Raw genomic sequence first — 7,243 nt, 5'->3', positions numbered from 1 at the left:
AGGCTCTTGGTGAAAGTGTCGATGAGTTAAGCCAGGCGCAGAAGACAATGAGTGTTGAGCTGCAGCGGCTGATTAAGCAGATTGTCAAGACAAGTAAGGATACTTCTCAGATCAATGAACATGCCGGTATTATTCTGGAACAGTTGAGCGGTTATATTCCGCTTCTGACGCAAACTTCCCAGGATTCTGCAAAAGTGATTGAAAATATGACCCAGTGGTCGGAAGATGTTCAGAAAATGACGGATACCCAGCAGAAGGTGATGAAGGAAATGGCCGTTGAACAGAATGAACTTCTAAAAGTCATGGCAGAACATGAAGGAAATCTTGATCAGACATGCGAGGAAATCAGTGCTAATCAGCAGCAGTTGAGTGAAAGCCTGACTGAGTTTACAAAGGCAGCTCAAATCATCGCTGAGCGCGAAGAGGATCCGCTTCAGCTTGATGGTATCAAGGATATGCTGTCCGGTTATATGACCACTATGCAGAAACTTCAGCAGGAAAGTGCACAGAATATTGAAAATATCCAGAGTGCAGGCATCAAAGAGATGCTGACCTATGTATCTGCACAGACTGAGGCGAATGCCAAAGAAAGCCAGGCTGTTCAGCAGAAATTGACAGAAGAACTTCAGAAGCTGGCGAAGACCCAGGAAGATATTGTGTTCCTGAATGCGAAGATTGCCAATACACTGTCTTCTCTGACAGGTACCGGCAAAATCCAACTGCCGTCAAAAGGGATGCAGCAGGATGAGGAAAAATGGAGCAAAGTATTGAACGAGAAGATGGATGCCTGGATCAGAGAGCAGAAAGCTTTCCAGGAAAGACTGCTTCAGCTGGAAGAAGAGAGAAGTCAGCCATTTTGGTCCAGATGGGGAAGAAAGTAGTCAGGGAATCCTGTAAAATGTAAGTGAGATCGTGCACCTGGATATAAGAGGAGAGAGTAAAAGACAACTATGCGGAGAAGAGATCATGTAAAAAAGGAAGAGAATGTCAGTTACTGGCAGAGTTATTCAGATATGATGGCAGCACTTCTGTTGATTTTTGTACTGGTCATCGCAGTGGCCATCGTGGCATTGAATGATTACAAGGAAAAACTGGCAGAACAGAATGAAGAATTGCTGGCCAGACAGGACCTTCTTGAAAAGCAGGCAGATGAGTATTTGAAATTAAAGGAGGAACTGGAGGAGAAACAGGCAGAAATCGACAAGATTATCGGTGTTAAGCAGGAGATTATAGAGGCATTGAATCAGGAATTTTCAAAAGAGGAGATTGCCATCAATATCGATCAGCAGACAGGAGCCATTGTTTTTGATGCCAGTATTTTATATGACCGAAGTAAATCCGAATTAAAGGGCGAAGGCATTCAATTTCTGGATCGTTTCCTGCCGATTTATATAGGTGTTTTGTTCAGCAGTGAATTTAAAGATGATATCGCTGAGATTATTATTGAAGGCCATACAGACACGGATTCCGGCTATATGTATAATCTGGGGCTCAGTCAGGACAGGGCATTATCTGTTGTGGAGTATTGTCTTTCTGACAGCAGCCTGAGCAAAGAGCAGAAAGAACAACTGCGTTCAGTCATTACAGCCAATGGACGCTCTTTCAGTAATCCGGTTTATGATGCGGACGGTAAAGTGAATCTGACGAAATCCAGACGTGTGGAGGTCAAATTCAGACTCAAAGATGAAGAAATGATTCAGGAACTGCAGGGTATTCTGGAAAGGGGAGATACACAATGAGTGCTAAACGGAAGATGAGTGAATGGGTGAAAAATTATAAAGAGCTGCTCTTATTTCTGCTGTTCAGTTTGTTCTGTGCTTTTGAGGCAGCCGGAAAGGGGGCTCTAAACGAGTTTGGCAATATTGAATTCTGGCTGATGTTGTCTGCCATTGTTCTGCTTGTGGCTGCAGAGCAGCTGGGGGCTAATAAGAGATTTCTGATGGCCGTATTTATGTTGGCAACGGTGGGTAATCTGATCCATGCCTGTCAGGAAGTCTATTATTATCATGCAGATGAACTCAGGGAAGCCGGGCAGGCGATAAAGATGGATTATAAGTCTGTAAATACGGATTATATTCTTGGCTTTTTGGCAATTTTGGCCGTCCTGGTGATTTATCCGCGTTTTCATAAGATACTCAGCAATGATTTTGCCGTTTTTGGTATGGCTGTACTTACATTTGCTATTTATGGATTACTGTTGGTGGCCGGTCAGTCTGTTGGCGGTGTCAGAGCATGGTTTCATGGCATTCAGCTGACAGAATTTGTCAAAATTCTCTTTGTCTTTGTCATTGCAGGTCTGTTGAGCAAACAGCAGATGAGCAGGAGACAAAGCTTCATACGCGCCGGTCTGGCTGTTTTGTATATGTTCGGCAATATTGTGTGCCTGGGGATTATTTCCGAGTTCGGTACGCTGATTGTGATGGGCATTGTTTTTCTGATTTTTCTGTTCATTTTTCCAAATAAGTTATGGTGGCTTGGCGGTGTCCTGCTGGCAGGGGCAACAGCTGTAATTATTCTTTTATCTGTTGGTTCCGGCATTTACCAGGAAGCTCTGGCGAAAGCACCGGCAGCATCATTTACCAAAATGTTTGCTGGTGAGCTGAAAGATGTGACGGATGATGAGGGCAATCGTGTCTCCGGTGTTGAAATGACACGTCAGTTGGCAGAAAAAGTTCTGGAAGATATGAATAATGCTGAGAAAGCGTCGTTTGAAGAAGCCAGTGGGCAACTGACAGGTGATAAGGTGCCGGAGGAGGTATTGACAGTACTGGTAGGAAATTCGGATTTCCGAAGCGCCTACTTACAGACTTTTTGCCACGATGATTTCTGGGGCAATACAGCGGAAACATTATATGATGAGACAGGTCATGGCCTTGTCCATAAGGTGAAAGGGGCTGTTCTGAGTTTATACAATAAATGTGTGCAGCGTTTTGTTCTTCCGATGCTTCCGAAGGACCTGCAGGAAAAATTCCTTGGAGTCAGAGACATGAATAAGACAGATGCTGTTTATCAGACGAATCAGGCGTCCAGAGCCATGCAGATTGGCGGTCTGACCGGTTCGGGCAGTCATGAATTTATGTATATCGCCGTTATGGAATCCGATATGATTTTCGCGTCGATGGTCAGCTTCTTTGGATTTGCTATGGGATTTTTTGTGATTCTGTTGAATATGATTTTGCTTCGTGAGGGAACCCGTATTCAGAGAAGTCTTGAGACGACATCTTTTCATCATGGGGTGGCCATGGGCCTGACGCTGATGTTATTTGTGCAGGCGATGTTTATTATCGGCGGCAATCTGGGGGTTTTCCCGTTAACAGGTATTACTTTGCCATTTATTGCGGTGGGTACGACTTCTATGCTGGTTTGTTTTGCTATGGTCGGGCTTTTGATGACTGTTTCTTTTATCAATGTGACGGAGCAGAACAGACAGGCAGATAATAAATTTAAAACAATATGCTTTATGATCTGCGGTATGTTGAAAAAGACAGTTCGCAACACCGGCAGGGGATTGGGCAAAGGCGCCGGAAAAATGTATAAAATTGTAAAAGCTGATCTGGATAAAGCTGATTTTGATGACAGTATTGAAGAGGAGGATGATACTGTGGAAGCGGATGATGATACATGGGAAGCTGACGATGATATCGAAGAAGACGGTGATATCGAAGAAGACGATGATATCGAAGAGGACGATGATACCGTGAAAGTTGATGATAATAGTGAGACAGCAGATACAAGCATGAGCGAAGCAATTATGAAAAAAACGGCTAAAGATGAAAGAGTCCGGATGCGTCGTGGCAGAGACAGCGGAAAAAATACGATTTTTGACAATTGGGATGACGAAGGAGAGGATGAAGATGGTTTATAAATTCAGAGTGGAGATGACCTATGATAAGAAATTAAACTATATTCGTCATTTGAATGATCTGGATAAGATATGGAAAATAAAAATTTTCAATGACGGGGAAGAGACGGTACGCGGGCTTCAGATTAAACTGTCTTTTGTCCCGGATTTTGCGGAATCATGGATCGGTCATATCGATGAGATCAAGGCTGGTGAACGTGCAGATATCAATGAACCGAATCTGGTAATTAATCCTGAGAAACTGCTGAGCTACAATGAGAAACTGGAGGGCAATATTATTGTGGAACTGATGCCGGCGGATGGTCAGAGTGAGGCCGTTTACAAAGAGGCGTTTCCCTTAACAGTGCTGCCCTATGACCAGTGGTTGTCCAATGATCATCCGGAACTGCTTGCAACTTTTGTGACACCAAATGACCGAAGAGTATTGGAAATTCTTGCAAAGGCAGGCAAGCGCCTGGGCGTTCAGGAGGGGATTGCATTCAGCGGATATGGCAGTAAACAGGAAGTGCTGCGTCAGATGCAGGTCATTTTTGAAGTCATTCAGGAAGAACAGATCAGTTACTGTTATCCGCCGGCTAACTGGGATCGTGGCCAGCGTGTACGTATGCCGGGATTTACATTGGCGAATAAGCTGGGATGCTGCATTGATATGGCTGTTTTGTATGCGTCCTGTCTGGAAGCAGCCAGTCTGAATCCCCTGGTGATGATCCTGCATGGACATGCAGTTGCGGGATGCTGGCTGAAAGATGCTTCCTTTGAAAAGACTGTTATTGATGACCGGGCCAGTGTAGAAAGCCGTTCTTACAATAAACTGGGAGAACTGGCCATGGTGGAATGTACACTGATGGACAACTATGCCGGCAATACATCCTTTACATCGGCGATGAATTGTACGGATAAACACTTTGCCAGATTTGAATATGTGGTGGATATTAAGCGGGCCCGACAGGGCGGTATCCGGCCGATGCCGCTGAAAGAGATTCATGATGATATGTCTGAGGAAAATGGTGGAAAACTGCCGGGTCAGGGAACAGAAGCGGTGGATAGTGATGCTTTTTATGAAGAGGATGATCTGGATATTCTTCCTGAAGAAGATCATACAATGACGAAGATGGATTATTGGGAACGCAAGATTCTGGATATGACACTTCGAAACACTTTGCTGAGTACTTCCTTTAAAGGTAAACAGCTGACGGTGATGGGAACGATGCCTCAGATGGCTGCTTTGACAGCAGGCCTTCAGGAGGGCAGATGCTTCCGAATCCTTGAAGCACCGGATGAACTGGCATTGAAAAGAAAGCAGGTGACAGAACCGGATGAGCAAAACCGGTTGAGTCAGCAGTTTCAATCTCTGACAGAAGGGGAACTGCACAGCGGGCGTATTCGTGTATTTTTGAATCGGGAGACCTATGCTTCCTATGTGAAATATTTATATCGTCAGGCCCATACCTTTATGGAAGAAAGCGGCGCAAATGTTCTGTATCTGGCGGTTGGTTTTCTGAAATGGCGTCAGAAAGATGAAACGGCGGACCGTTATGCACCACTGGTATTGATTCCGGTGTCCCTTGAGCGTGGGCGTGCGGATACGGATTATACATTGACTATCCGGGATGATGAGTGGCAGATGAATATTACACTGTTTGAGATGCTCAAACAGAAATATGGCATCGATTTGACGCATCTGGATACGGTGCCGATGGATGATGAAGGAAAAACAGCGTATAAGGCTCTGTTTAAGACAGTACGGGAAGCAATAAAACTGAAAAAGGGCTGGGATGTGGAAGAGAGAGCCATGATCGGCATCTTTTCCTTTGGACAGTATATGCTGTGGAAGGATTTGCATGACCATGGTGATCAATTTGCAGCGCAGCCATTGGTGGGCAGTTTGGTGAATGGTCATCTGCTGTGGAAACCGGAGCATGTTTTTATGAGCAGGGCACAGCTTGACAGGGAAATTCGACCGGACGAGCTGGTGACACCGGTCAGCGCAGATGGCTCTCAGTTGACTGCTATTGAAGCAGCCTCCCGGGGAGAAAGCTTTGTGATGCATGGACCGCCCGGAACCGGCAAATCCCAGACGATTACCAATATGATTGCCAATGCCCTTTATCAGGGGAAAACGGTATTGTTTCTTGCAAAGAAAATGCCGGCGTTGGAAGTTGTTCAGAGTCGGCTCCAGGACATCGGACTTGGACCGTTTTGTCTGGAACTGCATGCCAAAAAAGCCAGCAAATCTCATGTGCTGAATCAGTTCGCAAAGACACTGAAACTGGCGGATGAGAAAAATGTGCCGTTGTATGCACGGACTGCAGATCAGTTGATGGAGAAACGCAAAATGATCCGGACATTGATTGAGAGACTGCATATCCCTGCAAAGTGTGGCAAATCGCTGTATGAGTTAATGAGAATCCTTGAAAAATATCAGGATGCACCGGACAGCGTTCATTTTGATATTCCGACGGCAATGCTTGCATCGGAGGAAGACCTGGCGGACTGGGAACGGCAATTGGAAATTCTGAAACATACCGTGGCTTCTCTTGGGACAATTCCGTCCCAGCATCCGTTGCAGCAGATTCGTACAAAAGAATTTAAACGGCATGAGAAACAGCAGCTGCGTCAGGAAATGCAGCAGTGGTTCAGTTGTATGGCGCATCTTCGTGAAGATGTGGCCGGCATGAAGCAGAAGGTTGGGATTGCTGACTGTGACACTGTGAACTTCAAAGTGTATATTTCACTGGCAGATATTTTGTCTCATGCAGTGATCTATCCGGAATATATGGCAGAACTTCTGGATAAAGATCATTCTTTTGAAGATATTGAGCAGGCATATGAGAAGACTGCGGCTATACAGGAAGTTTTGAGAACCGTTGACAGTCTTTACGACAGGGAAATTTTCTCTGAGGACTTGGCGTATGAGAAGAAAAAACTGCAGATAGCCGGAAATGGCGATGGCAGATTGGCGCGTATGCAGCGTTCAGGTGTTTTGAGAATGTTGAGGAAATATGCCAAAGATCCGGAACAGGTTACAGCGGAGAATTTGCCTGAACAGTTGGAACAGCTTATGGCATTGCAGGAACAGTATCATGATGTGGGTAAATTATCTGCACTTGAAACGGAAGTGTTGAAAAACGGAAGTAAAATTGACTGGACATTGTGGCAGAAAGCCGACAGAAGAATGAAGCTGGTGATGGACCGGTTGGATACACTGGCCATTGATGAAGAAAGTTACGGTATTTTGCAGAACTATATTGAAGAGGAAGCATTGGCTCCGGATGAGACATTTCGTTCAGACCGTTTGTTTTATAAAAAAATTGCCAATCAGTATCTGGGTTTGAAACAGTGTACAGAAAATATCATGCAGATGGCAGACTATGATCATGA

At 44.9% G+C, this 7,243-nt stretch carries 4 protein-coding genes; all 4 read left to right on the top strand.

Annotation, left to right across the window (positions count from 1 at the left end):
• Positions 1 to 881 (top strand): hypothetical protein (locus tag WMO25_RS12415; protein WP_349085556.1); only part of this gene is annotated, 881 nt, incomplete at its 5' end.
• Between the two features lie 69 nt (positions 882 to 950).
• The gene (locus tag WMO25_RS12410; protein WP_215690253.1) at positions 951 to 1,739 is read left to right on the top strand and encodes an OmpA family protein; all 789 of its coding nucleotides are present in this window, start codon (positions 951 to 953) and stop codon (positions 1,737 to 1,739) included.
• Entirely contained in the window at positions 1,736 to 3,865 is a 2,130-nt protein-coding gene (locus WMO25_RS12405) for an FtsW/RodA/SpoVE family cell cycle protein (protein WP_349085555.1), read from the top strand. Before WMO25_RS12410 ends, WMO25_RS12405 begins: the two co-directional genes overlap by 4 nt.
• On the top strand, positions 3,855 to 7,243 hold a 3,389-nt coding region (locus tag WMO25_RS12400), incomplete at its 3' end, for a DUF4011 domain-containing protein (RefSeq protein WP_349085554.1). The genes WMO25_RS12405 and WMO25_RS12400, both read left to right, overlap by 11 nt.

The organism is Coprococcus intestinihominis, assembly GCF_040096555.1.
Taxonomy (GTDB): Bacteria; Bacillota; Clostridia; order Lachnospirales; family Lachnospiraceae; genus Coprococcus_A; species Coprococcus_A intestinihominis.
The sequence above is the reverse complement of the archived record's forward strand: the minus strand, read 5'-3'. Positions and strand labels throughout refer to the sequence as shown.